General features: G+C 67.9%; 24 protein-coding genes and 1 pseudogene. 10 read left to right on the top strand and 15 right to left on the bottom strand.

Features of this window, described 5'->3' with window-relative positions; all coding sequences use genetic code 11:
- Nucleotides 1-66: 66 nt before the first annotated feature.
- Entirely contained in the window at nucleotides 67-702 is a 636-nt protein-coding gene (locus RJT68_RS12555; RefSeq protein WP_407036899.1) for an SDR family oxidoreductase, read from the bottom strand.
- 188 nt (nucleotides 703-890) lie between these two features.
- Here RJT68_RS12555 and RJT68_RS12560 point away from each other — a divergent pair, with 188 nt between their 5' ends.
- Entirely contained in the window at nucleotides 891-1937 is a 1047-nt protein-coding gene (locus tag RJT68_RS12560; RefSeq protein ID WP_407036900.1) for a phytoene/squalene synthase family protein, read from the top strand.
- A 42-nt stretch (nucleotides 1938-1979) separates the two neighbouring features.
- Here RJT68_RS12560 and RJT68_RS12565 read toward each other — a convergent pair whose 3' ends face one another.
- The gene (locus tag RJT68_RS12565; RefSeq protein WP_407036901.1) at nucleotides 1980-3188 is read right to left on the bottom strand and encodes a hypothetical protein; all 1209 of its coding nucleotides are present in this window, start codon (nucleotides 3186-3188) and stop codon (nucleotides 1980-1982) included.
- Nucleotides 3189-3295: 107 nt separating this feature from the next.
- Complete coding sequence (locus RJT68_RS12570) at nucleotides 3296-4150, bottom strand: 3-hydroxyacyl-CoA dehydrogenase family protein (RefSeq protein WP_407036902.1); 855 nt, start codon at nucleotides 4148-4150, stop codon at nucleotides 3296-3298.
- Nucleotides 4151-4332: 182 nt separating this feature from the next.
- Between RJT68_RS12570 and RJT68_RS12575 the strand changes: the two are divergent.
- The 3 genes and pseudogenes from RJT68_RS12575 to RJT68_RS12585 form a co-directional block, all read left to right on the top strand.
- Nucleotides 4333-4848, top strand: a pseudogene (locus tag RJT68_RS12575) (DUF7409 domain-containing protein); the annotation flags it as partial.
- Between the two features lie 124 nt (nucleotides 4849-4972).
- Nucleotides 4973-5767, top strand: a complete 795-nt coding sequence (locus RJT68_RS12580) for a class I fructose-bisphosphate aldolase (RefSeq protein ID WP_407036903.1) — start codon at nucleotides 4973-4975, stop codon at nucleotides 5765-5767.
- Nucleotides 5764-6636, top strand: a complete 873-nt coding sequence (locus RJT68_RS12585; RefSeq protein ID WP_407036904.1) for a class 1 fructose-bisphosphatase — start codon at nucleotides 5764-5766, stop codon at nucleotides 6634-6636. Before RJT68_RS12580 ends, RJT68_RS12585 begins: the two co-directional genes overlap by 4 nt.
- A gap of 195 nt (nucleotides 6637-6831) precedes the next feature.
- On the opposite strand, the gene RJT68_RS12590 is transcribed toward RJT68_RS12585, so the two are convergent.
- Together RJT68_RS12590 and RJT68_RS12595 are read right to left on the bottom strand one after the other, a co-directional pair.
- Complete coding sequence (locus RJT68_RS12590) at nucleotides 6832-7158, bottom strand: hypothetical protein (RefSeq protein WP_407036905.1); 327 nt, start codon at nucleotides 7156-7158, stop codon at nucleotides 6832-6834.
- 32 nt (nucleotides 7159-7190) lie between these two features.
- Nucleotides 7191-8426, bottom strand: coding sequence for a hypothetical protein (locus RJT68_RS12595; protein ID WP_407036906.1), 1236 nt, complete (start codon nucleotides 8424-8426; stop codon nucleotides 7191-7193).
- Nucleotides 8427-9119: 693 nt separating this feature from the next.
- On the opposite strand from RJT68_RS12595, the gene RJT68_RS12600 reads away from it, so the two are divergent.
- From RJT68_RS12600 to RJT68_RS12615, 4 genes are all read left to right on the top strand, one after another.
- Nucleotides 9120-9467, top strand: coding sequence for a hypothetical protein (locus RJT68_RS12600; RefSeq protein WP_407036907.1), 348 nt, complete (start codon nucleotides 9120-9122; stop codon nucleotides 9465-9467).
- Nucleotides 9468-9557: 90 nt separating this feature from the next.
- Nucleotides 9558-10442, top strand: a complete 885-nt coding sequence (locus tag RJT68_RS12605; protein ID WP_407036908.1) for an HpcH/HpaI aldolase/citrate lyase family protein — start codon at nucleotides 9558-9560, stop codon at nucleotides 10440-10442.
- 98 nt (nucleotides 10443-10540) lie between these two features.
- Complete coding sequence (locus RJT68_RS12610) at nucleotides 10541-11797, top strand: Glu/Leu/Phe/Val family dehydrogenase (protein ID WP_407036909.1); 1257 nt, start codon at nucleotides 10541-10543, stop codon at nucleotides 11795-11797.
- 158 nt (nucleotides 11798-11955) lie between these two features.
- Complete coding sequence (locus tag RJT68_RS12615) at nucleotides 11956-12507, top strand: DUF2062 domain-containing protein (protein WP_407036910.1); 552 nt, start codon at nucleotides 11956-11958, stop codon at nucleotides 12505-12507.
- Between the two features lie 142 nt (nucleotides 12508-12649).
- Here the strand turns inward: RJT68_RS12615 and RJT68_RS12620 are convergent, their stop codons facing one another.
- Nucleotides 12650-13792, bottom strand: a complete 1143-nt coding sequence (locus RJT68_RS12620) for an acyl-CoA dehydrogenase family protein (protein WP_407036911.1) — start codon at nucleotides 13790-13792, stop codon at nucleotides 12650-12652.
- Nucleotides 13793-13923: 131 nt separating this feature from the next.
- On the opposite strand from RJT68_RS12620, the gene RJT68_RS12625 reads away from it, so the two are divergent.
- Both RJT68_RS12625 and RJT68_RS12630 read left to right on the top strand, forming a co-directional pair.
- Nucleotides 13924-14733: an RIO1 family regulatory kinase/ATPase domain-containing protein gene (locus RJT68_RS12625; protein ID WP_407036912.1), complete on the top strand. Its 810-nt coding sequence runs from the start codon at nucleotides 13924-13926 to the stop codon at nucleotides 14731-14733.
- A gap of 104 nt (nucleotides 14734-14837) precedes the next feature.
- Nucleotides 14838-16388, top strand: a complete 1551-nt coding sequence (locus tag RJT68_RS12630; protein ID WP_407036913.1) for an aldehyde dehydrogenase family protein — start codon at nucleotides 14838-14840, stop codon at nucleotides 16386-16388.
- A gap of 1143 nt (nucleotides 16389-17531) precedes the next feature.
- Here RJT68_RS12630 and RJT68_RS12635 read toward each other — a convergent pair.
- The 9 genes from RJT68_RS12635 to RJT68_RS12675 all read right to left on the bottom strand — a co-directional run bounded on the left by RJT68_RS12635 (nucleotide 17532) and on the right by RJT68_RS12675 (nucleotide 26952).
- Nucleotides 17532-18443 (bottom strand): carbon-nitrogen family hydrolase, encoded by a 912-nt coding sequence (locus tag RJT68_RS12635; protein WP_407036914.1) that lies wholly within the window; start codon nucleotides 18441-18443, stop codon nucleotides 17532-17534.
- A 13-nt stretch (nucleotides 18444-18456) separates the two neighbouring features.
- Nucleotides 18457-18891 (bottom strand): SRPBCC family protein, encoded by a 435-nt coding sequence (locus RJT68_RS12640; protein ID WP_407036915.1) that lies wholly within the window; start codon nucleotides 18889-18891, stop codon nucleotides 18457-18459.
- 67 nt (nucleotides 18892-18958) lie between these two features.
- The gene (locus tag RJT68_RS12645) at nucleotides 18959-19183 is read right to left on the bottom strand and encodes a DUF7123 family protein (RefSeq protein WP_407036916.1); all 225 of its coding nucleotides are present in this window, start codon (nucleotides 19181-19183) and stop codon (nucleotides 18959-18961) included.
- A 248-nt stretch (nucleotides 19184-19431) separates the two neighbouring features.
- Nucleotides 19432-19632: a DUF7525 family protein gene (locus tag RJT68_RS12650; protein ID WP_407036917.1), complete on the bottom strand. Its 201-nt coding sequence runs from the start codon at nucleotides 19630-19632 to the stop codon at nucleotides 19432-19434.
- 107 nt (nucleotides 19633-19739) lie between these two features.
- On the bottom strand, nucleotides 19740-20771 hold the full coding sequence (locus RJT68_RS12655) for a PhoU domain-containing protein (protein ID WP_407036918.1): 1032 nt from the start codon (nucleotides 20769-20771) through the stop codon (nucleotides 19740-19742).
- A 207-nt stretch (nucleotides 20772-20978) separates the two neighbouring features.
- On the bottom strand, nucleotides 20979-22196 hold the full coding sequence (locus RJT68_RS12660) for an ATP-NAD kinase family protein (protein WP_407036919.1): 1218 nt from the start codon (nucleotides 22194-22196) through the stop codon (nucleotides 20979-20981).
- Nucleotides 22197-22255: 59 nt separating this feature from the next.
- Nucleotides 22256-23230, bottom strand: a complete 975-nt coding sequence (locus tag RJT68_RS12665) for an aldo/keto reductase (RefSeq protein ID WP_407036920.1) — start codon at nucleotides 23228-23230, stop codon at nucleotides 22256-22258.
- Between the two features lie 532 nt (nucleotides 23231-23762).
- Nucleotides 23763-24920, bottom strand: coding sequence for an ABC transporter permease (locus RJT68_RS12670; protein ID WP_407036921.1), 1158 nt, complete (start codon nucleotides 24918-24920; stop codon nucleotides 23763-23765).
- Nucleotides 24910-26952 (bottom strand): PrsW family intramembrane metalloprotease, encoded by a 2043-nt coding sequence (locus tag RJT68_RS12675; protein ID WP_407036922.1) that lies wholly within the window; start codon nucleotides 26950-26952, stop codon nucleotides 24910-24912. The genes RJT68_RS12670 and RJT68_RS12675 overlap by 11 nt, the downstream gene beginning before the upstream one ends.
- Nucleotides 26953-26969 lie beyond the last annotated feature (17 nt).

Consider the following 26969-nt stretch of genomic DNA (forward strand, 5'->3'; position numbering starts at 1 on the left):
ACCGAGACGCAAGCTGATCGATACTCGAGTCGATCCCGGACCGACGTGAGCCCCGAACGGCGCATATCAGGGTCCGACCGATCGGAGCGCCGAGTCGATCGGCTCGTCCCCCTCGAGGAGTTCGAACGTCTTCCCCCGGGTGGCTTCGATATCGAGGCTCGCGGCGAGGGTTCGAGCGACGTCCTCACGGGATATCTCCCCGGGTTCCTCGAGGGTCTCCGCGGCGCGAATCTCCCAGGTACCGGGATCGTCGGTCAGCGGGCCGGGTCGGGCGATCGTGTGCGTCAACTCGCTCTCACGAAGTCGGTCGTCGGCCGCCCCCTTCGCGATCAGGTAGTCGCGAAGTTCGTCGGGGCCCTCGTCCGGGTTCCCGGCACCCATCGAACTGAGCGTGACGAATCGGTCGACGCCCTCCCGTTCCGCGGCCTCGATCAGGGTGATCGCGCCGTCTCGGTCGACGCCGTAGACGTCCTCACCGCCAGAGCCGGCAGCGAAGACGATTTCGTCGCACCCCCGAACCGCGTGGTCGACCGTCTCGGTCAGATCCCCCACAACCGGGTCGGCCCCGAGGTCTTCGATATCGTCCGTCTGCGATTCGTCGCGAACCATTCCCCGGACGTCGCGGTCGCCCTCGGCGAGCAGTTCGGTGAGTCGACTGCCGACTCGCCCGTGCGCGCCGGCGACGAGGACGGTCTGAGCCACGCGAACCCTTGGCCGTCGCCCTGGAAAGCCGTGGTGCTGGAACCCGCAACGGGACCAAACCGTCGAAAATGACGTTTCGGCGACGCTCCGTCGGTACCACCCCTACCGCGTACCGTCGACCCGGCGACGGCCGGAAGCGCCGCGACCGCGGCGTTTTTCCGCCGGGCCGTCCAAGATGCACCCAGTAGATGACAACGGGCTCTTCCGAATTCACGACCGACGCCGACCTCGAGTGGTGTTACGACGCGGTTCACGGCGTCTCGAGGACGTTCTCGATCACGATCGATCGACTCGACGAGCCGATGGCGCGGTACATCTGCGTCGGCTACCTGCTCTGTCGAATCGCCGATACGATCGAGGACGCGGGGCACATCCCGCCGGCCGAACAGACCGACCTGCTCGCGACGTACGACCGGTTACTCGATCCGGACGACGACGCGCCGATAACGGCGTTCATGAGCGACGTCGAGCCGTGGATCCCCGACGAGCGGACCGACGACTGGGAGGTCGTCGCCGAGACGCCCCGCGTCCTGCGCACCTTCGAGTCGCTCGAGGAGGAGCCAAGGGAGATCATGCGCGAGCCGGTTCGGGAACTCGTCGACGGCATGGCGAGGTTCACCAGCCGGTACGCCGACGAGGGCGGCCTCCGCCTCCAGACCCTCGAGGAACTCGAGGAGTACTGCTGGTACGCCGCCGGAACGGTCGGGACGCTCATCACGGGGCTTGTCGCCCGGGGCACGTCGCCGGAACGGGCCCGGGAGCTGCGTGCAAACGCGCGGTCGTTCGCCCTGCTGTTGCAACTGGTCAACATCGCGAAGGACGTCGAGACCGACTACCACGAGGAGAACAACGTCTACCTCCCGGCCGAGTGGCTGGAGGAGGAGGACGTCGACATCGAGGCGGTGACCGACGAGGCCCACCACGGCGGCGTCACGAACGTGATCCGTCGGGTGACCGGCCGCGCCGAGAGCTACCTCGACGGCGCCCACCGCTACCTCGAGCTCGTCCCGGAACAGCACGGAAACAGGCTGGGGGCGTGGGCGATCCCCTACCTGCTGGCGGTCGGGACGCTCCGCGAACTCCGCGAGCGCCCGGAGGACGTGGTTCGAGAGGGGAACGTCAAAGTCTCTCGAGCCGAGGTGTTCGCCCTCCTCCAGCAATTCGAAGACGGCGTCTCGCGGTCGACCCTCGCCGACCTCCGCGACGAGATGTCGGAGAAGCCGCTGCACCACTGATTTTCCGCGCCCCAAGCCGGTCGGATCGCGCGCGGTGATCGATCACCGGATCGACGAAGCGGTCCCGACGCGACGGCCGACGAGCGAAAGCGCGAATCCGACGGTTCCCGCGGAAAGCGCCGCGGGGAGGTAGAGCAGTCCGACGCCGACGGGACCGACCCAGGGAGACGAGTACGGCGCGAACGCGACGACGGCCGCGACGGGGGCGAGCGCCGCTACGAGGGCGTACCGCACCCACCCGTCGCCGCGCTCGAGCGCGTACCCTATCGGGAGGAACAGCGCCGCGGCGACCGCGAACGGGACGTGAAAGAGCGCCGCGCTGAGACCGAGCGCGAACCAGACGACGGCGCCGGCGGCGAGCACGGCGCCGACGGGGAACCAGACCAGGGTTCGTCCGTCGAGCGGCCGCCCGAGTCGGTCGCACAGGCGCTCGAGCGCGATCCGGCCGCGCTCGCCGACGTGACGACCGACGGTCCGCCTCGAGAGGCGACCGCCGACGCTCCTCGTCGTTACCGTCGCGATTCCGAGGACGGCGACGGGAACGACGCTCGCCGGTATCGCGTGGTCGAGGACGAGCGGGCCGAAGACGACCGCGGTCGTGGCCCACGACTCGAGGGTCCCCGCGACGCCACTGCCGTCCGGGGCGTACGTGACGTGCGTTTTCTCGGTGGGTGCGCCGTCGCCACCGGCGTCGGTCCCGGTCCACTCGACGGTCCCGTTCTCGAGGGCCGCGTTCGGCGGTTCGTTCGTCGCGCGGTGACCGTCTGGCGGGTGCAGCGTCACGCGCTCGGCCTCGAGCGCGTAGTGATCCTGCGTCCCGCCGGCGTACAGGTAGTCGAAGACCCACGCGTCGCCGACGCCCGAGGTGGCGGCGTCCTCGACCGCGTAGGTCACGACGAGGGTCCCGTCCTCGACGTCGATCGTCCGATTCGTCGCGTCGTCGCGCGCGACGTGCCGCCAGTGTCCGAGGCGGTCCTGATCCTCGACGGCACGCTCGAGCGGGTCGGGATCGTCGCGGTACCGATCGGCGGCCGACTCGTTCAGGGGTACCCGTTCGACCCACCGCGAATCGCCCGCCGAATCGACGTGAACGTCGAGCGTTCCCGGGCCGGCGGTACCCTCGAGGTCGGAGCCACAGGTGTCGCAGAGTTGTTTCGGCGGGGGCGCGCCGGCGACGACCGAGACGCCGGCGAGTCCGACGAGACAGAGGGTGAGGACGGCGACGGCGGGAGTGGCTCGAGCGAAGCCCATTAACTCTCTCCACACACGTTAGCAATAAAAACGTTCAGATAGGGTTTCAATCTGCTTCGGGCGGTCGCCCGGCCGAAATTCGTCGCGAACCGCGGGCGGAGCCGCCGCTACTCGTACTCGTAGAACCCCTTCCCGGTCTTCTTCCCGAGGTCGCCCGCCTCGACCTTGCGTTTGAGGAGGTACGCCGGCTTGTACCGGTCGCCGAGTTCCTCGTGGAGAGTCTCGGAGGCGTGCAGGCAGATGTCGAGGCCGATGTGGTCGGCGAGGGTGAGCGGGCCCATCGGGACGTTGGTGCCGAGTTCCATCCCGGCGTCGACGTCCTCCTTCGTGGCGACGCCCTCGTCGTAGGCCCGGATCCCCTCGTTGATCCACGGCATGAGAATGCGGTTGGTGACGAAGCCCGGTTTGTCGTCGGACTCCCAGGTCGTCTTCCCGAGGTCCTCGGCGAACTCGTGGGCGAGCGCGGCGGCCTCGTCGGTCGTCTTCTCGCCGACGACGACCTCGACGCCCTCCATGATCGGTACCGGGTTCATGAAGTGGAGGCCGATCACGCGCTCGGGCCGTTCGAGATCCGACGCGATCGAGGTGATCGAGAGCGTGCTCGTGTTCGTCGCGAGCAGGACGTCCTCGTCGCAGGCGTCCTCGAGGTCGCGGAAGATGTCCTTCTTGACATCGAGTCGCTCGAGCGCGGCCTCGACGACGAGGTCGCACCCGCCCAGGTCGGCGAGGTCGGTCGTCCCTTCGATCCGCTCGCGGATCGCCTCGGGATCCTCCTCGAGGTCGTCGTTCGCGGCGAGGCGCTCGAGGCTGACCGCGATCGAGTCGACTCCCGAGTCGACGAACTCCGGTTCGATGTCCCGCATCACGACGTCGTAGCCGGTGGTGGCGGCGACCTGCGCGATGCCGCTGCCCATCGTTCCCGCGCCGACGACGCCGATTCGCTCGAGTTGGTCTCGAACCATACCCGCCCCTTCGGGGGACGGCGGCCTAAGTGTGAGGGAGCGCTCGGCGCCCATCGGTTCCTCGCGACGGCGAGATAGGCTCACGGGAGGACAACCTTGAAGATGTGACGGTGTGAGATACGACCAATTCGGTGAACCGCGTGAACAACGAACGAGTCGTCGAGGACACGGAGGCCGCCCTCGCGCGGATCGACGCGGACGAGCGCGACGCCCTCGAGGCCGCGGACGTCGATCCGGCGGCCGTCTCGAGCAAGGAGTACTCCTACCGGATGCTGCTCGACGCGGGCGTCGACGACGGGGTGGCGGACGCCCTCAGACGCCGGTTCTCGCTCCCCTGGTCGTTCGAGACCGACGGCGACCTGGATCGCCGATCGGCGGCGGTCCGGGGACTCGGCGCCGCCGAGCGCGAGTGGATCGCGAAGAGTCGCGACGAGGACTGGCAGTCGTTCGAGTACGAGGAAGCGCCCGCGATTCGGATCGGACGCGACCGACCGACCCACCGCCCGTATCCGAAGCCGACGCCCGTGACGGCCGTGACCGGGGTCGGCCCCGACGACGCCGACCGCCTCGCCGAGGCCGGGATCAACTCCGCCGAGCGACTGGCGACGATCGACGCCCTCGCCGTCTCGAAGGCGCTCGACCTCGACGTCTTGCACGTCCGCACGTGGCGTCACAACGCCCGCGAGCTGCTCAGGTGACGCCCGGCCGATCGAAGGAGTCGGCCCGTCTCACTGCCCCGTTCCCACCGTTACTACTCGAGTGAGTAATTTCGATAATTCGGACCATCAGAGATATATAGCGGCCTGATGGACCATCTACCAGATGATACCGATCGACGACGCTCCGATCGTCCGCGACGGCAAGGCGCTTATCCTCGCGATGGACCACGGCCTCGAGCACGGACCCGTCGACTTCGAGGAGGTGCCGGAAAAACTCGATCCGTCGACGGTCTTCGAGACGGCCACCCACGACGCCGTCACCTGCATCGCCGTGCAGAAGGGGATCGCTGAGGGATACTACCCGAGCTTCGAGGACGACGTCGAGCTCCTGTTGAAGATCAACGGAACGTCGAACCTCTGGATGGGCGAACCCGACTCGGCGGTCAACTGCTCGGTCGACTACGCCGCCGAACTGGGCGCCTCGGCGGTCGGCTTCACCGTCTACGGCGGCTCGAACCACGAGATCGAGATGGTCGAGGAGTTCCGCGACGTCCACGAGCGGGCCAGGGAGTACGACTTGCCGGTCGTCATGTGGTCGTACCCGCGCGGCCAGGGGCTGAAAAACGACACCAAACCCGGGACGATCTCCTACGCGACCCGGCTGGCCCTCGAGCTCGGCGCCGACATTGCCAAGGTCAAGTACCCAGGGAGCACGGACGCGATGGCCCACGCGGTCAAGTGCGCGGGTGACATGAAGGTCGTCATGTCCGGCGGCTCCAAAACGTCGGACTACGAGTTCCTCTCGCAGGTCGAGGCCGTCATGGACGCAGGCGCGAAGGGGCTCGCCGTCGGCCGAAACGTCTGGCAGCGGGAGAACCCCACACGGATCCTCGACGCCCTCGAACTGGTCATTTACGAGGGCGAAACCGCAGACGCCGCACTCGACGCGACGGAATGACCCTCGAGAACGCCGACCCGATCGTCGAGTCGGTCGTCGCGACGGTGGCGCGCTCGGCGACGGAGATTCGCCAGGGGCTCATCGGCCGCCGGGGATCGGTCGACGCCGAGAACCCCAGCGGCGAGACCCAGAAGGAAGCCGACGTCTTCGCCGACGAGTTGCTGGGGGACAGACTCGCCGGTATCGACGGCGTCGGCCAGTTCGCCAGCGAGGAGCGCCCCGACCTCGTCGACTGCGGCGAGACCCCCGGTGAGGGCGCCTACGCGGTCGCGGTCGACCCCCTCGACGGCTCGTCGAACCTCGAGTCGAACAACGCGATGGGGACGATCTTCGCCGTCTACGACGCGCCCCTCCCGGCGCTCGGACGGGATCTCGTGGCCGCGGGCTACGTCCTCTACGGCCCGATCGTGACGATGGTCGTCGCCACCGACGAGGGCGTCGCCGAGTACGAACTGAGCGGCGGCGAGCGAACCCTCATCGACGACGACGTCACCCTCCCCGACGACCCCGTCGTCTACGGCTTCGGCGGCCGCGTCCCCGACTGGCCCGAGGACTTCGAGGCGTACGCCCGGGAGATCGAAACCGAACTCAAACTCCGCTACGGCGGCGCGATGATCGCCGACGTCAACCAGGTGCTTACCTACGGCGGGATCTTCGCCTACCCCGGCCTCGAGTCCCGCCCCGAGGGCAAACTCCGGCTCCAGTTCGAGGGGAACCCGATCGGCTACGTCGTCGAGCGCGCCGGCGGGCGCAGTTCGGACGGCGAGCGGTCGCTGCTCGACGTCGAACCCGGGGAACTGCACGACCGGACGCCGGTCCACCTCGGCAACGAGGCGCTGATCGACCGGCTCGAGTCGGCGCTCGAGTGAGCGACGGTCCCGACGCGAACCCGGCCGGCGTGTTCTTCGACCCCGACTGCCGCGGCCGCTCGAACCGGCGATGTCGGAGTCGACGATCCAGAAATGGGAGACGGAGGCGCTTTCTGTTCGGAACTCCGAGACTGAGTCGTCTCCGATCCGAGCGCAGCCGACTCGGAGGCGGCGGTCAACACCGACTCGACGGTTTCAACTGCGATCGGCGGAGCCACCCCAGGGAACCGTGAGCTGCACGTATCCGACGGCGCCGAGGACGAGGAGGACGTAGAACCCCCACCGCGGCCACCCCGTCGCGAGGAACAGCATCGAGAGGAACGCCGCCCAGAGGCCGACGATGACCAGGTCGGCCAGGATCCGGCCGCCCGAGACGGCGAGGTGGTGACGAGAGCCGCCGTCGTCCGCTCGATCGCCATCGTCTGCTCGGTCGCCACCGTTCGAGCGGTCGTCGCCGTCGCTCGAGGCTGCGTCGGTCGATTCGGTCGCGGTCGGGTTCGATCGGTCGCGTTCGTTCGTCATGAGTCGTCTCCTGGTGACGTCGTGCGCTCGTCTCAGAAGTGGTAGCCGTGTTCGGCCGTGATTCGGTACGCCGCGACCCCCCAGACGTAACTCTGGCCCGGCCACCACGTTCGAGCGTTGTTGAAGCCCGCGATGAGCGCCCCGTCGTCGGGGGCGCCGGGGTCCGGGTAGTAGCTCACCGAGCCGCTGTCGCCGTCGACCAGGTCCATCTCGCTCCCCCACCGGATCTGTCCGCGGCGACAGAAGGGATCGGTGAAGCACGTGATCGCCTCCATCCCTTCGACGTCGCCGGTCGTGTGGCCTGACATCGCGCCGACCTTCTCGAGCGATTCGCCCCGCGCGATGACGTCAGCGAGGCCGTACTTGGTGAGCTGTCCGCGAACCGGAATCGGCTCGGGGGCGTCGATCGATTGCGGCGGGGAGAGCGGACCGACGGGATCGACGAGCGCCACGTCCTGGACGGGGTGGCCAAAGCGAACCGTTCCGAGCTCGACCGATTCGTCCCCTTGCGTCGGAAGCGAGAGTTGTTCGTCGCGGACCGCGTCCGCGATCCGCTGGCGATCCCCGTTCTCGGTCCCCTCGACGTCGAACGCGTGGGACGCCGTTACGAAGTACGACCCACCCTCTTCCGGGTCGTACAGCGCCGGCGCCAGCGTCGCCAGACTCGAGGACGTCTCGCAAGCGACGCCGCTTGCGATCTGGGCGTTCGTCACCCCCTCGGCGAATCTGGGTTCGTACGTCGACGTGTCGGTACCGCCGTCGAACTCGCCGATGCCGTCGATCCGCCCGATGTCCGAGACGTCGTCGAACTCCTCGACCTCGATCGAAATCGCGTCGGTGATTCCGGAGAGAATATCGCGGACGCTCGAGGCGTCAACGGAGACTCCGACGGAGACGGTCGCCCCCTCGTCGTAGTCGCCAGGGACGACCGCGCTGCCGAGGTAACCCGGGACGCTCGTTCGGGCGAGCGCCTCGTTGACCTCGATCGCTTTCTCGACGGACTCGTACCAGCGTGCGGGGACATCGGTCGTCCGTTCCTCGACGGCCCACGGGTCCGAGGAGTCGTCGTCGCGGACCAGCGCGGTGACGACCTCGACCTCGCCGGAGGCCGACAGCACGTCGTCGATGCCGACGAGGCGTGCCACGCCGTAGGCACAGCCGACGCTCCCGACCGTACGGAGGAATTCGCGCCGATCGACGCCGTCCGTAAACCCGGTTCGGCCGCTCTCGCGACGCGCGTTCGGTTTCTCACCTCGTTCCTCAGACATACGGGTAGACTCAGTCTCTCCGCGACTCGTCGCTCGCTGCTGGACGCTCGAAGGGCGCGCAGACGCCTGCCGTGTACCTGTACGGTCGGGAAATTTCTCAAAAGGGGTTGGCCTTGCACCTGCCGTACGTTCTCTACCGACCGAACTCGCGTTCGGATCGCCCGCGTGCCGACGCGGGGAACATAATGACTGCACGGCTGAACGCGAGCCTACGTGTCACTCCACCTCAGACTGTAATCTGTCTCCGTGCTGGTGACCACGGAGGCATCGACTACACTCCCACGATTGCCCGCGCCCGCCCCGCAAAACTCCGATCCTCCTCACCCGCCCGGACGCGTTCCGGGCGGGTTCGACCGATCAGTGGTGACTCGGCGCGGGCACTCTCCCTCTCTCTCTGCGGTTCGAACGACGCGAACCCGTACTCGGATCACCTCTTCCGCGCCGTCGGCTCCACGCTCGTCGAGCGAGCACGGCGAGCACTGTCCGGACCGCAACTGCGCGTTCGTGGCTCAATAAACAGTTTTACGGACTACGAGCGCTGCCGGCGACCCTCGGTAAGCGCCGCTTTGTCGCCGGTCGGGACCGATTACCGACGACCGGCTCGGTCCTACGGCTTCCATAACAATACCCGCAGTGCTGGAACGCTCGCACGCTCCCGCGGGCGTAGACCGGTTCGACTCCGGTCGGGAGGGTATGCGTTCCGACGGCGTCTACTCGCGGCGGCTGCTCGGCGACGTTCGGCCGGTCGACCTCGAGCGGGCGCTGTGGATGCTCGTCGTCGTCTCGCTCGTCGGCGACGTGGCGACGACGGTCGTCGGACTACGGCTCGGGCTGGCGGAGTCGAATCCGGTCGCACGGGGGGCGATCGCCGGCTACGGCGTGTTCGGTATCGTCGCGCTGAAGGGCGTCGCCGTCGGAATCGGCCTCGTCTGCCGCCCCGTCCTCCCGCGGACGTACCGATCGATCGTCCCGGCCGGGCTCGCGCTCCCGTGGACGGTGGCCTTCCTCGCGAACCTCTACACGATCTCGACGGTGACCTGATCGGCACCCTTCGATCGGACGGCCTTCCCGCACGGGATCGGCACCCGAGCAGACCGTACGTTGACGGTCACTCCCCACGCACACCCACACATGAGTCGAAAGAGCGTGCTCTTCACGCCCGGCGATCGATCCGAGATGATGCGAAAGGCACCGGAGAGCGGCGCCGACGTGCTCGTCTTCGACCTCGAGGACGCCGTCGCACCGGGCCGGAAGGACGAAGCGCGAACGGCGGTCCACGACGTCCTCACCGATCCGTCGTTCGATCCGGACTGCGAGGTGTGCGTCCGCGTCAATCCGACGACTGAGGTGCTCGAGGCTGACCTCGAGGGCGTCCTCGGTCCCTCCTCGAGCGACGGACTCCGCTTCGACAGCGCGATGCTGCCCAAGGTTGGTGCCCCGGCGGACGTCGCGGACCTCGCCGACCGACTCGCGACGTACGGCCTCGACGTCCCCGTGCTGGCGTTGATCGAGAACGCGCGCGGGGTCCTCTCGGCGCCCGAGATCGCCGCCGCGCCGGCGACGGACGCGCTCGTCTTCGGCGCGGAGGACCTCTCGGCGGACATCGGGGCGACCCGGACCGACGAGGGCATCGAAGTTCTCTACGCGCGCGAGCGCGTGGTCATCGCCGCGAGCGCGCACGGGTGCGACGCCATCGACACCATCGTCTCCGAGTTCGACGACGAGGAGCGCCTCGCCGAGGAGGCGGCGTTCGCCGTTCAGCTCGGCTACGACGGCAAACTGGCGATCCACCCGGCGCAGGTCGACCCGATCAACCGGGCGTTCGAGCCCGACGAGGACGACCTCGAGTGGGCCCGGACGGTCGTCGAAGCCGCGCGCGAGGCCGACGCGGAGGAGCGTGGCGTCTTCGAGGTCGAGGGTGAGATGATCGACGCGCCGCTGATCGCCCGCGCGGAACGGATCCTCGAGCGCGCGGAGATCGAGATCGAAGCCTCGGACGACGCCGACGAAAACTGACCGTCCGTCGAAAATACAATCGGATACGAATACCTGCGATTTGTACACCATGATAGATATTCGCTATGCTTATCAACGGGGTGGGGAAATACTCGAGTATGCCAGAGCAAGCGAACCCATTCGAGAGCCTCCAGGCGCAGATCGACGACGCCGCGGCTCACCTCGACGTCGCCGAGGACGTGATCGAGCGGCTGAAACACCCCGAACGCGTCCTCGAGACGAACCTCACCGTCGAAATGGACGACGGTTCGCTCGAGCGGTTCGTGGCGTTCCGCTCGCAGTTCAACGGCGACCGTGGGCCGTACAAGGGCGGCATCCGGTACCACCCCGACGTCACCCGCGACGAGGTGAAGGCGCTGTCCGGGTGGATGACCTACAAGACCGCCACCGTCGACATTCCCCTCGGCGGGGGGAAAGGCGGCATCGTCATCGACCCGAGTGAGTACTCCGAGTCCGAACTCGAGCGCGTCACGCGCGCGTTCGCGAAGGAGCTTCGCCCGCTGATCGGCGAGGACCGCGACATCCCCGCCCCGGACGTCAACACGGGCCAGCGGGAGATGAACTGGATCAAGGACACCTACGAGACGCTCGAGAACACGACCGAACCGGGCGTCATCACGGGGAAGAACCTCGCCAGCGGCGGGAGCGAGGGCCGCGTCGAGGCGACGGGCCGCTCGACCGTCATCGCCGCGCGCGAGGCGTTCGACTACCTCGGGAAGGACCTCGAGGGAGCCACCGTCGCCGTCCAGGGGTACGGGAACGCCGGCTGGATCTCGGCGAAGCTGATCGACGAGATGGGCGCGACCGTCGTCGCCGCGAGCGACTCCTCGGGCGGCATCTACAACCCCGACGGCTTCGACCCGGTGGCGGCGAAACAGCACAAGAACGAGACCGGCAGCGTGGTGGGCTACGACGAGGCCGAAGAGGAGATCACCAACGAGGACGTCCTCACCCTCGACGTCGACCTCCTGATCCCCGCCGCCCTCGAGAACGCCGTCGACGGCGACCTCGCCGAGGACGTGACGGCCGACGTCATCTCCGAGGCCGCGAACGGGCCGCTCACGCCCGCGGCCGACCGGGTGCTCGCCGAGACGGACACGATCATCGTTCCGGACATCCTCGCGAACGCCGGCGGCGTCACCGTCTCCTACTTCGAGTGGGTGCAGAACCGCCAGCGCTTCTACTGGTCCGAGGAGAAGGTCAACGAGGAACTCGAGGCGATCATCGTCGACGCCTTCGACGCCCTCGTCGAGACCTACGAGGAGAAAGACCTCGAGACCTTCCGCGAGGCCGCCTACGTCGTCGCGATCCAGCGGGTCGTCGACGCCTACGAGGAGGCCGGCTCGTTCCCCTGAGTCGGGCCCGTTCGGCGGTCCTCGAGCGGGAACCCGCCACCCCGACGAAACCGGCCCGTCCGAACGACGCACCTGCAACATACTATACTCTGACAACTCCTTCGCACGTCGATACCTTTTTCTCGAGCCGCGGAAATGCCTGCGTAAGCACTTCCGGGATGATTCGTGACAGTATTATCCGATATTCGTCGCGCGTTCGCCGCGAGGTCCGGGCGGCCCTCGACGAATCCCACACGCCCCACGAAATCGCGGCGAGTTTCGCGATCGGCGTCTTCGTCACGGCGTTGCCCACGGGCGGCCTCGGCATCGGGCTCTTCTTCGTGTTCGCGTACTGGTGGTCGTGGGTCAGCACGGTGGCGATGTTCGCCTCCGTCGCCGTGTTGAATCCGTTCGTCAAGCCGGTGGTCTACGTCTCGAGTTTCTACCTCGGCTCGACGCTCTTCGGCGCGGAGCCGACGGTGCAGGTCGGCCACGACGCGGTCGACTGGGCGCTGGCGGCGATCCAGCACCTCCTCGTCGGGAATGGCCTCGTCGCGCTCTCGCTCGCGTTCTTCGGCTACGGCGCCGTTCGAATCGCGATCGTCGCCCGCCACCGGTACGGCGGACCGCCGAGCTCGAGCGCGGACGAGCGTCGAGCGGATTCGCAATCGCAGTCCCGTTCACAATCTGCAGCCGTCGGTCCGTCGTCGTACGAGCGACGAAACCGCTGAGCGCGAGCGAAGATCCGTGCTCGAAGCGGGGGAACCGGCACGGAAACGGCCTCGGAGGCCGACTTCTCGAGCGAGAACCGTTTCGGCAGCCAGTTTTCGATCGCGAACGCGCTCCGAGCCCCGTTCCCAACCGTGAACGCCCTCAGAGGCCCAGTTCCCGACCGATGACGAGGTGCTGGATTTCGCTCGTCCCCTCGCCGATCTCCATCAGCTTCGCGTCCCGGTAGAAGCGCTGGGGGGCGAAGTCCGTCGTGTAGCCGTAGCCGCCGAGCACCTGAACGGCGTCCTCGGCCACCTCCCTGGCGGCCTCGCTGGCGTCGAGTTTGGCGAGCGCGGACTCTTCGGTGACCGGACGGCCCTCGTCGTACCGCGTCGCGGCCCGGTAGGTGAGCAGCCGGGCGCGCTCGGTCTTGCGGTGCATGTCGACGATCTTGTTCCGGATCGCGTCGAACTCGCAGATCTGCTTCCCGAACTGCTCGCGCTCCTTGCTGTAGGCTCTGGCGCGCTCGTAGGCACCCTGGGCGAGGCCGGTCGAGAGGGCGGCGATCGAGATCCGTCCGCCGTCCAGGGTCTTCTTCGTCTGCTCCCAGCCGTCGCCCGGCTCCCCGAGCAACCTGTCTTCGGGAAGGCGGACGTCGTCGAAGGCGATCTCGCATGTCGGCGAGGCGTTGAGGCCCATCTTCTCCCAGACGGTGGTGACCTCGAATCCGTCGTCCTCGCGCGGGTCGACGATGAACGTCGAGATGCCGTCGGTCCCCGCGTCCGGGTCGGTGACGGCCTTGACGAGGATCGAACCGGCCTCCGACGCGTTCGTGATGAACTGCTTGGTGCCGTTCAGGACCCACTCGTCGCCGTCTCGATCCGCGGTGGTCTCCATGTTCGACGCGTCCGACCCGCTCCCCGGCTCGGTGAGCGCCCAGGCGCCGAGGTGCTCGCCCGCCGCGAGCGGGCGCAGCCACCGCCGCTTTTGCTCCTCGGTGCCGAACAGTTCGATCGGTTTCGACGCGAGCGAGGTGTGCGCGACGTAGGAGAGCCCGATCGAACCGGACACCCGGCCGAGTTCCTCGGCCACGAGCGCGTACATCAGCGTGTCACCGCCGAGGCCGCCGTACTCCTCGGCGATCGGCACCCCCATCACGTCGAGATCGGCCAGTTGCTCGAAGACCTCCGCGGGAAACCGGTGCTGATCCTCGATCTCCTGGGCGACCGGCTCGATCTCCTCCCGGCAGACGTCCCGCACCGTGTTCCGAATCATCCGGTGTTCGTCGGGCAGGTCGAAGTCCATGGATCGAATGCGCCGCCTCGAGGAATAAACGCACCGCCGACGGTTCACCCTCCCGCGTACGCGCCACCCAGACCGGTAGAGTTACAGACACGTCGAGACGCATTTAACTCCCGACGCCCTCTCTCCACCGTATGGACATCCGCCAGCTCGCGCGCGGGACGATCGAGTGGAGCCGCCTCGAGCGCGTCGTCCGCACGCTGGCGGACCGGTACGGCCGCGACGTCGTCCGCGTGGAGTTCCTCGAGGCGGACAACTGGCTGTCGACGCCCTGCGTCATCGACGAGGAGTGGTTCGTGAAGATCGTCTCGCGGCAGAACGCGCTCGTCCACGCCCTGCTGACGACCGGCCGGAACGTCGGCGCGTTCTCATCGGGAACCGTCGGGCTCTTCGATCGGTTCGACACCCCCCGCCAGATGGTCGAACACGAGTTCGAGGCCACCCGGCGGATGCGCGAGATCGGGGTCAACGCGCCCCGACCGATCGAGGCCTTCGAGGTCAACGGCCTCGGCGTCCTCGTCCTCGAGTACCTCCCCGAGTTCAGCACGCTCGAGGAGATGCCCGACGAGGACGTCGCCGACCTCGCCCCCGACCTGTTCGAGATGCTCTCGACGATGCACGACCACGAACTGGCCCACGGCGACCTGCGAGCGGAGAACATCCTCCGTCGGGACGACGAACTCTACTTCATCGACGCCACCAAGGTCCACGAGGATCGGATCGCAGACACGGCCGCCTACGACCTCGCGTGCGCGATGGCCGTCCTCGAGCCGCGAATCGGCGCTCGAGACGCCGTCACCGCCGCCGCGACGGAGTACGACGCCGAGACGCTGTTGGCCGCCCGCGAGTTCCTCGACTTCGTGCGCCTGCGGCCGGACCACGAGTTCGACTCGACGCTGTTGCGCAGCGAACTCGAGAAGGCGGCCGATCTGGGTCGGGGCTGAGCGGTCGGTCGGGTTCGGACGCCGGAGGCGGGCCCGGCGGGCCGCCGCCACGACGCTGTGAACCGGTGACGGGGTTTTTCACCGCCAGGGACGTACCCCCGGCTATGAGCCAGCAAGCCACCGCGACCGTACACGGTCACTACATCGGCGGCGAGTGGACCGATCCGGACGGCAGCGAGACGTTCGAGAGCGAGAACCCGGCGACCGGCGAGGCCCTGGCGACGTTCCAGCGCGGCACCGAGGCGGACGTCGACGCGGCCCTCGAGGCGGCCGAGGAGGCGTTCGAGGAGTGGCGTAAGCTCTCCTACATCGACCGGGCGGAGTACCTCTGGGACATCTACCACGAACTGCGCGAGCGCCACGAGGAGCTGGGCGAGATCGTCACCAGGGAGTGCGGCAAGGAGATCTCGGAGGGGAAAGCCGACGTCACCGAGGCCTGGCACATGGTGGAGTGGGCGGCGGGGAACGCCCGCCACCCACACGGCGACGTCGTCCCGAGCGAGGTCGCGGGGAAGGACTCCTACATGCGCCGGAAACCCCGCGGCGTCGTCGGCTGTATCACGCCGTGGAACTTCCCCGTGGCCATCCCGTTCTGGCACATGGCCATCGCACTCGTGGAGGGGAACACGGTCGTTTGGAAGCCCGCCGAGCAGACACCCTGGTGCGGCCAGATCATCGCCGAGATGATGGCGGACGCCGGGATCCCCGACGGCGTTTTCAACATGGTCCAGGGCTACGGCGACGCCGGCGCAGCCATCGTCGACGATCCGCGGGTCGACACCGTCCTCTTCACGGGCTCCGCGGAGGTCGGCCACGAGATATCCGGCACGGTCGGGAGCGAGGCCGGAAAGCTGGCCGCCTGCGAGATGGGCGGGAAGAACGGCATCGTGATCACCGAGGAGGCTGACCTCGACATCGCCGTCCACAGCGCGGTGATGTCCTCGTTCAAGACCACCGGTCAGCGCTGCGTCTCGAGCGAGCGCCTGATCGTCCACGAGGACGTCTACGACGAGTTCAAAGAGCGCTTCGTCGACCTCGCGGAGGACGTCGCCGTCGGAGACCCCCTCGACGAGGACACGTTCATGGGGCCGGCCATCGAGGCCGACCACGTGGAGAAGATCCGCCAGCACAACGAGCTCGCGAGGGAGGAGGGTGCGAACGTGCTGGTCGACCGGTTCGAACTCGAGGACGAGGAGATTCCGGACGGCTTCGAAGGCGGCCACTGGGTCGGTCCGTTCGTCTACGAGATCGACTACGACCCGGACCTGCGCTGCCTGAAAGAGGAGTGTTTCGGCCCGCACGTCGCCCTCGTCGAGTACTCGGGCGACGTCGAGCGCGCCCTCGAGATCCACAACGACACCCCCTACGGGCTCGCCGGGGCGATCATCTCCGAGGACTACCGACAGCTCAACGCCTTCCGCGACCGGGCCGACCTCGGCCTCGCCTACGCCAACCTCCCCTGCATCGGCGCGGAGGTCCAGCTCCCCTTCGGCGGCGTCAAGAAATCCGGCAACGGCTACCCCAGCGCTCGAGAGGCCATCGAGGCCGTCACCGAGCGCACCGCCTGGACGCTGAACAACTCGAGGGACATTCAGATGGCCCAGGGCCTCTCCGCGGACATCAAGACCGGCTCCGACGAACACGAACGCGACTGATCTCGAAATCGGGCGGAGCTGGGGCGGACTCGAGTCTCGTTCGACCCATCTGCGGTGTGTATCACGGAGGGGCGGTGTCTATCATATTCCAAGAGTGGATGCTGAGCTGTCAGAACGAACGGCCTCGTCGACTGTGTACACGGTGAAAGCCCCCGACTGGGTCGAGGAGCGTGGCGGCGTGCGCTCCTCGGCTCCCGCCGGTCGCCTGCGGTGCTACGGCCACCACGCTCCTCGACCCAGCCGGCCCCTTTCAGTCCGACCCAGACGGCCTCGCCCTCCCCAGCCGACTCGTTCGCTCGTTGCACTCGCTCACTCGCCCACCGGAAGACGCGCCGCGTCTTCCGAGCCATTCGCTCGCTCCCGCTCGCGAAGACCTCGCGGATGATCGAGGCGCCCGAGCAACGGCGAGGGCGCCTCGCCGGCACGCCAATTACAACGGCCGGGAGCGCGTGCCCGCGCCTATTCGGCGCGGGCAGCGCGACTCACCGGAAGAGCGAAGCTCTTCCGAGCATCGCGAACGCGGAGCGTTCGCTCAACGGGGAAGGGCAGGTACCTGGCGTCTTCGCGAGCGATAGCGAGCGAAGGCTCGGAAGACGCAAAGCGTCTTCCGGTGGATTGAAAGGGCGAGCCGTCGTCGCGGGCGCTCAGGCGGCCCTATCCGACTGAAAGGAGGATATCCGCCCGAGCGCCCGCGAGGACGGTGAGGGCTTTCGTCGTGTTCTCGTTCGTCGACACGTTCGACGTGCAGTCACCGATTCATGAAGAGACACGTGAAAGACTTCGCACCTCAGTTACTCGTGCGCCAGACTGAGCCACTCGAGCGAAGCGACTCGAGAGCGACGGCGCGGAAACGAGAGTGGCGAAAGGTGGAGTGGGGTGCGGACGTCCGCCTCCCGGGCCCGGGAGACGTTGGCGAAGCGACGGGCCGGAGCGACGCGCTATGCCGGCGTTGACGTGAAAAGCGCCTTGTACCGGCGTATGGGTAGAGGGACGGAGAGTACTAAAATGCCGCGGTCGCGGAACCGCCGGATCGCGTGAGGGTCCGCTCGAGCGACGGGTTCCGAAGATCACCCGCTCGTATCCGAGCGGACCGGCCCCACACCGTCACATTCCCACGAACCGTCACGAGGGCCGACCGGACGATCACAGTCGCCGATCCCGCAGGGCGGGAAACTCCGTCCGAATCCGCTCGATCGCACCCGGATCGAGCGTCGTCGTCACGAGCGCGGGCTCGTCGCCGCTCGAGGCGAGCGGGACGCCCCAGGGGTCGTAGACGGTCGACCGGCCGAGGAGTTCGGCGTCCTCGAACGTCCCGGAGCCGTTGATCGTCGCCACGAAACACTGGTTCTCGATGGCGCGCGCACGCGAGAGGGTCTCCCAGTGTTCGATCCGCGGGTAGGGCCAGGCGCTCGGCACCAGCACGAGGTCGACGCCGCGGTCGACGTACGCCCGGTAGAGCTCGGGAAAGCGCAGGTCGTAGCAGGTCGTCACGCCGACCGTGAAGGGGCCGACCTCGGCGACCTCGAGGCGGTCGCCGGGGACGAGCAGGTCGCTCTCCGCCGACTCGTAGCCGAAGAGGTGGTGTTTTCGATAGACCAACTCGAGGTCGCCGTCGGGGCCGAACAGCGCGGCCGTGTTCGCCAGGCCCTCGTCGGCCGGCGTCTCGACGGACTCGGTCGCGGCGAGGTCCTCGACGATGGTGCCCGCGAGGACGGCGATGCCGCGGTCGGCCGCCGCCTCCCGGAGTCGGGTGAACGTCTCGCCCTCGAACGGTTCGGCGCAGCGCCCGTAGAGGTCGAACGCGAAGTAGCCCACGTTGAACAGTTCGGGCAGGGCCACGAGGTCCGCGCCGCGGTCGGCGGCTTCGTCGACCGCCCGGAGCGCGCGCTCGACGTTCCCCTCGACCGCTCCCGCATCGATCTCGAGTTGGGCGAGGGCGATCGTCCACGCGTCGCCGTCTGCGGCGTCGGCGGCGTCGGCGGCGCCGGCGTCATTGACGTCGGTGTCGGTGTCGGAATCGGACGCAATTTCGGGTTCGGAACGCTCGGTCGTCATCGAGGGAACACCGTCACTGGGTCGTCCGCAGGTATCGTTCGGTCGCGCGCTGCAGGTTCTCGAGTTCGCCGTCGAGGTTGCGCTTGAAGAACGTCTCCACGCCGGGGACCTTGCCGTCGACGACGAAGCGGTTCTCGAGCAGCGTCCCGCCGTCCGTTTCCGAGAGGCGGTGCTCGCCGGTGACGTCCATCACCTTCGACCGGCCCACGAACTCGACGTACTCGGGCGGGGTTCGGGTGACGTCCTCGGTCCGGACGGTGACCGTCCGCCGGACGAACGGAATCGGCAACTCGACGTGCCAGGTGGCCCGCCGACCGTCCTCGTCGTCGACCGTGTAGTCAGCGACGACGCTGATGGCCCGCGCGCGGTGCTCGGGATCGGCGATGAACTCCCAGACGCGCTCGGGCGGCGCGGGGAGTTCGAACGACCGGTCGACACGTACAGTCATTGCCATACGTGGGGTGCTCAACGGTAAAAAGACGGTGACTCGAGATCGGTCATCTCGGGGACACCCATTAGCTTAGCGTCACTTTCCAGGTCGTCGAGCGGGCCCGGCCCCACTTCTCGATGTCGACGTCTTCTGACTTCTCCGCGAGGTGGGGCAGGCGCGCACCGACCTGCTTCGACGAGAGACCGATCGCCTTGGCGATGTTCTTCGCTCGGAAGTACTGCTCGCCACGAGCGGCACTCTCGCGAAGATACGACAGAATCCGTTGCTCTTCGTCGGAGTAGTCGGTCATTTTCCGTACGCGACCCTAGGTCGTCGTCGGTCTTAACTTTTAACCGGCGACGACCGGTTCGAGCGGGGGCAGACGACCGCTATCGGGTGTCGATCGGAGGCGCCGTCCACCCCGGCGGCGCCGGACGACGATAATTTCATCGAGCGGGATCGGACGGAATCGACTGACGACGATAGTCCGCCGCTCCCAGCCTCGAGTGGCGTCTCACCGTCGATCACCCCTCCGGTGGCCGCGCCACCGACGGCCGCTCACTCCCAGACGTGGAGGCCCACGACGGCGATCGACGCGAACACCATCGCGGCGCCGAACGCGTAGGCTCCGAGCGTTTCGGTGAAGCCGGCCAGTTCCATCGCGCCGAGGATCATCCCCACGGCGCCGAGGACGGTGAGGGCGCCGAGGACCATCGCCAGACCGACGCCCTTGTCCGTCGTCTGCGTTTGCGTAGCCATGGTCGGGCGTTGTGGATCAGGTATCTTAATTGCACCTGTTTGATGGCGGCTCGAGCCCTCCGAACGGTCGATTTCGGGCCGAACGCGCGGTCGGCAGCCGGGTCCGATCAGTTGATCGTCGTGTGCTCGGACTCCTCGTTCAGCGCGAGGTTCGCCGCGATCTCCGCGTTCCGCATCGCGTACTGGGCGGTCTGCTGGAGGCTAACCAGGACCTCGCGGACTCGCAGGAGGTCCTCGTTGTCCATCTCCGGGAGCGAGGAGAGGATCTCCTGTTCCCGCTCGGAGATCTCGTGGAACAGCGACCGGACCCGGTTGCTCTTGTCGTAATCGCGCTCGACCGCCGACTCGACCGAGAGCGACGTGATCTCGTCGACGTAGTCGTTCAGCTCGCGGATCTCCCGCATCACCGAACTGTCGATGTTCAGCGTGTGTCCCTCGGTCTCCATCACGATGTCGGCGATGTCCTCGGCGTTGTCCGCCGTCAACTCGAGGTTCTTCGCGATCGAGCGGTAGCCGATCAGCGGGAAGCCCGAGTTGAGGCCGACCGCCCGCGCCAGGTTCGGGTTCTGGTAGGCGGTGAAGATCAGGCGGAGCAGGAGGACGAAGATCTTGTTCGCCTGGCGCTCCCGGTTCAGCGCCCGCTGGGCCAGGTCGGGGTTGCCGTGGGCCAGCGCCTTGATCGCCTCGCCGCGCATCGTCCGACCGGTCCGCTCGAGCCGCTCGAGGAGGTTGTCGAGGGTGAAGTCCTCGGGGTCGACCGAGCAGCGGATCGAGATGCTCTCGGGGGTCTCCTCGATGACGCCCAATCCCATCAGTTGCGTTTCGGCCTTGTAGACGGCGTTGATGTGCTCGGATTCGAGGGCGCCGTCGTCGGTGTCGATCCGGATGACGCGCCGTCCGAGGACGTACTGGGCGACGATCGCCCGCTCGACGGCGTCGGCGTCGAGGTTGTCGGCGTGGATGATCGCCTCCGTCTCCTCGGAGCTCGCCGATTCGGGCATCACCGTGAGCGTTCCCTTCCCGCTCGTTCGCAGCGAGACCTCGTCTCCCTTCTCGACGCCGTGTTCCGCCGCCCACTCTGCCGGCAGCGTCATCGCGAGCGTCGACGGCCCGAGTCGCTGAACTTTCCGCGTTTCCATGGTCCTGCGTAGGAAGGCTCGGACCTTAATATTGACTATATACCCATTGCTTCGATCGAGAATAGTAATATCATTGGTTCACGAGCCGGCCACAGCAACAGTCCTTAAATGCGACGGGCGGGCAGCGGCGTCGACTCGGCTGGCGGAGACGAACGCCCGTTCGCTCCCCCGCCGTTACCCGCCTCTCCGGACGCGGGTCTCGGTTCCTCACACGACGTTTACCAAGTGGGTCGTGAACCGACCCGTGCGCACCTGGATCCACCCCCGGAGCTCCTCGTTGAGCGCCTCGTCGTCGATGTCGACCCTGAGCGCGTCGAGTTCCCCCAGTTTCTCGCTCGAGGCGACGACCTCGATAGCGTCGGCGCGCTCGAGGACCGGCGGGGAGATCTGGTGGTTGCCTCGCCCGAAGATGAAGCCCTGCCCGCCGATCGGGGAGACGACCACGACGACGCGCCCGCCGTCGGGGTTCTCCTCGTCGTCGTTGTCACCCTCGTCGATCGCCTCGAGGATCTCCGCCTCGGCTGCATCCCGGACGAGCACCTCCCCGTCCCGCCAGACGTCGACCCCCAGTGGCGACGGGTCGATCCCCAGTTCCTCCTCGATCGCGCCGACGGTGCTCCCCGGGCCGAAGACGTAGGTGGTCTCGTCGTCGACCTCTCGAGCGAATCCCGCGGCGAGCGACTCCACGCTCCCGCTGGCGAGTTGCTTGCCGGACTGCACCGCGGGCGAGACGGGCACCGGGACGACGGCCTTCAACTCGGCGCGAACTTCGCCCGCTCGATAGGCCTCCTCGTCGATGTCGTTGACCTCCCGGCCCTCGACGCGCTCGAACTCGGCGGCGATCCGGCCGGCCTCGGCGGGCGTTACCCCAAATACAGAGGAGTAGATCTTCACGCCGGCGGGAACGCCGAGCATCGGGGTTTCCTCACGTTCGTTCTCGTCCTCCCCCGCTCCCCCATCGTTGCCGACCCCTTCGTTCCACTCGGTCAGCACCGCCGCGACGTCCACCGCGGTCCCGTCTCCGCCGACGAAGAGCACGAGGTCGACGCCGCGCTCGAGGAACGCCCGGACGGCCGCCTTCGTGTCCTCGGCGGTCGTCCCCGCCTCGGCGGGGTCCGACGGGCGGGCGATCGATTCGTCCCCGCCCTCCCGGTCGTCGGCCTCCGCCGGGTCGTAAACGACCGCCGGCTCGAACCCCGCGTCGCGGGCGGCCCGTTCGCCCATCACCCCCGCCGCCGTGTAGACGGTGAGATCGTCGTCCGATCGTCGCCGCCGGATCGCCTCGAGCGCCTCCCTCGCGCGGGCGGGCGACCGCGGATCGGCCCCCCGCTCGCGCGCCTCCTCGAGTTTGCCGTCGGTCCCCTTCAGCCCGACGCGACCCCCCATCCCCGCGATGGGGTTGACGACGACTCCGATCGTGTCCATGGGGGTGGATAGGGCGGTTCGTGAGAAAAACGTGTGCGCTCGGATCGACCCGAATCCGTTCAGGAGTGACCCGACGCCGGAACCGGCTCGTAGGGCTCCTCGAGGTACTCGATATCCGACGCCGACAGCGAGATCTCGAGGGCCTCGACGGCCTGCTCGAGGTGTTCGACGCTGGTCGTGCCGACGATGGGGGCGTCGACCCAGTCCTTGTGGAGCAACCAGGCGAGGGCGATCTGGGCCATCGTGACGCCCTCGTCCTCGGCGAGTTCGGCGACTCGCTCGTTGATCTCAGGACCGCCGCCTTCGCGGTAGGGGTGCTCGTACAGGTACTCCTCGGACTCGCCGCGGGCCGTTGCATCGATCTCCTCGTGGGGGCGGGCGAGGTACCCCCGAGCCAGCGGCGACCACGGGATGACGCCGATCCCCTCGTTCTCGCAGAGGGGCAGCATCTCCCGCTCTTCCTCGCGGTAGACCAGGTTGTAGTGGTTCTGCATCGTCGCGAAGCGCTCGAGGCCCAGCCGATCGCTCGCGTGGAGCGCCCCGGCGAACTGGTGGGCCCACATCGACGACGCGCCGAGGTACCGAACCGTCCCGCGGCGAACGGCGTCGTCGAGCGCGCCGAGCGTCGTCTCGATCGGGGTGTCGTAGTCCCAGCGGTGGATCTGGTAGAGGTCTACCGTCTCCATCCCCAGCCGATCGAGCGATGCCTCGAGTTCCTGTTCGATCGCCTTCCGCGATAGTCCGCCGGAGTTGGGGTCGTCCTCGCGCATCCGGAAGAAACACTTCGTGGCGACGACCGATTCCTCGTGGTGACCTTCGAGGCCTTCCCCCAGAACCCGCTCGGATTCGCCGAGCGAGTACATGTTCGCCGTGTCGAAGAAGTTGATCCCGAGGTCGATCGCCCGCTCGATGATCTCCAGGCTCTCCTCCTCGTCGAGGACCCAGTCGCGCCAGTCGCTCGAGCCGAAGCTCATGCAGCCGAGGCAGATCCGGCTGACCTGCATCCCCGTATCGCCGAGTGTCGTGTACTCCATGTCCGCCGTCGGCTACGATCGGAACCCCAAAAACGGTACGCGAGTCGGCGATCCGGGGAACGGCCGCGGGTCGAGACCGCCGGGCCGGCGAGAGATTCGGCGACGTACATGTTACGACTGTTCAATTATTCTGCCAAAATCGTATAAATATCTAGTTATAGAACAAAAAAGCAATCAAACATCCCCAAAGCATTTACCGACGGTACGTTCATCGTCGGACGACATTCACGATGTCGATACTAGATAGCGCATTGAATTTGCTCGCGAAAACCGGCCGCGCGGTTCGAGAATCGGACGTTCACATCGAGTGCCGGCGGTGCGGAACGACGCTCTCGGACCTTCGAGTCGCCTGTCCATCCTGCGGATCGAGGGATATCGCCACCATTCCGCTCTGAAGGCGCGAATCGCTTCCGAACCGTCGGGCTCAAACGGTTTTCTTCGGTTCTCTTTCGACCGGCTCCGCGATCGGAGTAGCCGCGTCCCCTCCGCCGACCGCGACGATCGACGTCCCCGACCCCCGACCAGCGGCGGATCAGAGAGCGTCGGCCTCGAGTCGGCTCACGCCCGCGCGCAGCGCGGCGAACGCGACGATCCCGGCCAGACTGTAGGCGGCCAGCAGCAGCCACGTCGTCGCCGTCTCGCTCCCGATGGCGAGCTTGGCGACCGTGTTCGCCGGGTGCTCCGGGAGGAGCGCCGAGACGACGAGCGCGGCGACCATGCCGACCGAGTACAGCAGTTGAGACTGGCGGCGGTCCGGCGCGGACAGCGCGACGGCGAGGCCGAATCCGACGACCAGCAGCGAGAGCGCGGCGACCAGCGCGAGGAGCGCCCCGGGATTCGCGATCGTCGTCCCGTTTATCCACAGCAGCGCCAGCCACGCCGCGGCCTGGATCGGCGCCAGCGCGGCCGTCGCGAGCAGCTTCGCGTCGATCACGTGGACGAACGGGAGCGGGGCCACCCGGAGCAACTCGAGGGTGCCCCGCTGGCGCTCCTCGATCAGCGAGTCGACGGCGATCGAACCGCTGATGAACACGGGCAGGAACAACAACAGCGGCAGCAGGATGGTGTAGGTGAACCCGAAGTACGGGCTCGCCTCCACCTCCTCCGGGAGCGGCAGCGGCCGGTTCTCGAGGCGGTCCGCGTTGGCCTGGCGCTCGTCGTGCTCGACCGCCTCGAGGGAGTCCCGGAGTTCGGTGATCAACACCGTCGTCTGGAGCCCCTCGTCGGGGGTGGTCACGCTCACGACGAGACGGCCGTCGTCGTCCCGGGACGCGTCGAGGACGGCGGCGACGACCCCGCGATCGTAGTCGGCGTACGCCCGCTCTCGATCCTCGTAGTGGCGCGCGTCGATCCCGTCCCGATCGTTGGCGGTCGCCAGCAATCGGCCGGTGTCCTCGCCGGTGACGGCGACGTCGAGTTCCTGCCCGTCGACGGAGGAGGGGTCGTACAGCGAGACGAGGCCCACGACGAGGAACGACGAGAACGCCGCGATGAACAGCTGGATGGCGATCGCGAGGACGATCGTCTTCTCCGAGCGCAGCGACCCGAGTTCGCGGCGGGCGATCGCCCACCTGGATCGGACGCTCGAGCCGTCCGACCGTCCGAGTTCGCGGCGGCCGGGACCCTCGCGGTCACCGCGGCCGCCGCGGCCGCGGTCGCTCCCCGGCCGTCGAATCAGATCACGCCACAAGCGCGATCACCCCCAGGTTGTAGACCGCGTGGACGAGCGTGGCGAGGACGAACGCCATCGCGTACTCGGTTCTGCCGCGGCTCGCCCCCACCGCCGACACCATCGCGGTCACGACGTGGAGCGCGAGCGGCGCGAGGAGGACCGCGACGAGGATCGGGGGGTCGCTCGAGGGCGCCGGCCCGAAGGCGGCCCGGCCGACGAGCAGGTCGGGGAGGCCCACGAGCTGGACGACGTGGGTGAACTTCTCGCCGACGAAGAAACCGACGCCGGAGAGGGCGCCGAGGATCGCGCCCGTTCGCACCGAGGCCTCGAACCTCGAGCGGGCGAACCCGGCGTAAACGTGGACGCTCTTGGCGAACTCCTCGACGGCCGCCGCGAACACGAAGAGGATCGGCAGCGAGATCGTCTCCGGAAGGGCGAACAGCAGCGAGACGGCGAGCAACTGGCTCGCGAAGACGAACGGGATGAACAGGATCGAGAGGACGAAGACGCTCCGCGGGCCCCGGATCCGGTTGGCGATCGCGTCGATCACCTTGCCGGGAATCGGCTTCTGGGTGAACATGTCCTCCTCGCGGTAACTTCCCAGCCCGAGGAGGAACAACACGGCCGACCCGCAGTAGAGCGGCGCCGTCGAGAAGAGGTACTCGCCGGCGGTGACCGCCTCCCCCTGGAGGTCCATCACCACGATCGTGAGCGGCGAGACGAGCGCGATCGGCGTCACGTCGGTGAAGATCGCAGGGACGAACGCGTACGTCGTCAGCCCGACGCTGATCGTCACCGTCACGAACGTCAGCTCCTTGAACGAGCGGGCGAACATCGCCCCCACGAACGTCGCCGAGAGGAAGACGAGCGCGAGGGGGATCGTCGCGGCGACGATCGTCGGGCCGCCCGCCAGGAGCGCCGCCGGCCCGCCCTTGACGAGCGCCGCGATCCCGACGACGATCCCGAGTAAGCCGAGCAGGTACGGGAGCGTTTTGCCCGCCACGATCTCGTACCGCGACGCCGGCGAGACGAGCAGCAGTTCCCCGCGTCGCTTGAGCCGCTCGTCCATGATCGTGCTCCCGTACGCCTGGATCACGAAGTTCATGGGCATCACGAACAGGAACGCGAGCACCAGCGACTGGAACGGGAACGGCGGCTGGAGGGTCCCCGGCGAGCCGGGTTCCGTCGTCGCCTCGAGGCCGCCGTCGCCGACGTCGGGTACCTGCAAGCCGCCGTCGCCGTCGCCACCGTCACCGTCTCCGGCACCCTCGTCGCCCCCGGCCGAATCCGCGCCGGAGTCGGCTCCGCTCCCGTCGGAACCGTCGTCGGGTTCGGAGTCCGCGGAATCCGAGCCCGCGTCACCGTCGTTCTCCGTCCCGTCGTCCGTTCCGTCGCCATCGTCCGACTCCGCGTCGCCGTCGTTCGACCCGCCGTCACCGCCGTCCGTCCCGGCGGAATCGCTCCCGCCGTCGGAGTCCGGGTCGGTCGCCGACGGCTCGAGGTCGCGATCCCGATAGTCGAGGGTCACGAGCACCGGGTAGGCGGCCGCCTCGTCTGACTCTGCCGCCATCAGTTCCTCGTTGTGGTCGTCGATCGCCGCCCGGAACGCGTCCGCTGCGGGTTCGCCGCTCTCCCGGTCCTCGTCGTACCCGATCTGACCGTCCGGGGGGAGGACGATATCGGGGTCGACGTCCCCGCGCTCGTACGCCTCGTAGGAGACCGTCCGGAACTGGGGACTCTCCTCGGCGACCTCGACGTACGGGTTCGCCTCGTCGGCGGCCGCGACGTAGATGCCGTCCTCGAGGCCCGCGCCGCCGTCGACGACCGAGACGCCGACCACCCCGACGACGAGCAGGACCGCCACCATCGCGGCCACCGTCCTCCGGTCGACGGTCCCGGCGCTGCGAGTGACCTCCCAGCGGGCGATCCGCGCGGTTCGGGAGAGGCGCCCGCGAACCGTTCGGCTCGAGGACGAGGAAGGAACGCCGTCCGCCGACGCGACGGCACCGTCACCCGTTCCGCTCTCGCCATCGATCTCCGATCCGTTCACGCCTCCGTCACTCGGCC

Source organism: Halovalidus salilacus, from assembly GCF_031852275.1.
Classification (GTDB): Archaea; Halobacteriota; Halobacteria; order Halobacteriales; family Natrialbaceae; genus Halovalidus; species Halovalidus salilacus.